Consider the following 303-nt stretch of genomic DNA (forward strand, 5'->3'; position numbering starts at 1 on the left):
ATCACTCCGGACTCCGCAGACGACTGGATCGCCGAGAGCGACCGCACCGGTCTCGACCGCGTCTTCCTCGCCGCCCCGTCGTCGACGGACGCGCGCCTCGACGACACCGTGTCGGCGAGCCGGGGCTTCGTCTACGCCGTCTCGACCATGGGCATCACGGGTGCCCGTGCCGACCTCGACGCGAAGGCCCGCGCCCTCGTGGCGCGCCTCCGCGCGGCCGGCGCCACGGGTCCGGACACGATCGCCGCCTGCGTCGGGGTGGGCATCTCCACGCCCGACCAGGTCGCCGAGGTGCTCGGCTAC

1 protein-coding gene is annotated in these 303 nt (G+C 74.3%); it reads left to right on the forward strand.

Going from position 1 to position 303, the window contains the following annotated elements; genetic code table 11:
• Positions 1 to 303, forward strand: a 303-nt coding sequence (locus tag FJ658_RS15710; protein ID WP_181408527.1) for a tryptophan synthase subunit alpha, incomplete at both ends; no start/stop codon positions are given.

The sequence above is a fragment of the Schumannella sp. 10F1B-5-1 genome, assembly GCF_006517535.1.
Lineage (GTDB): Bacteria > Actinomycetota > Actinomycetes > Actinomycetales > Microbacteriaceae > Schumannella.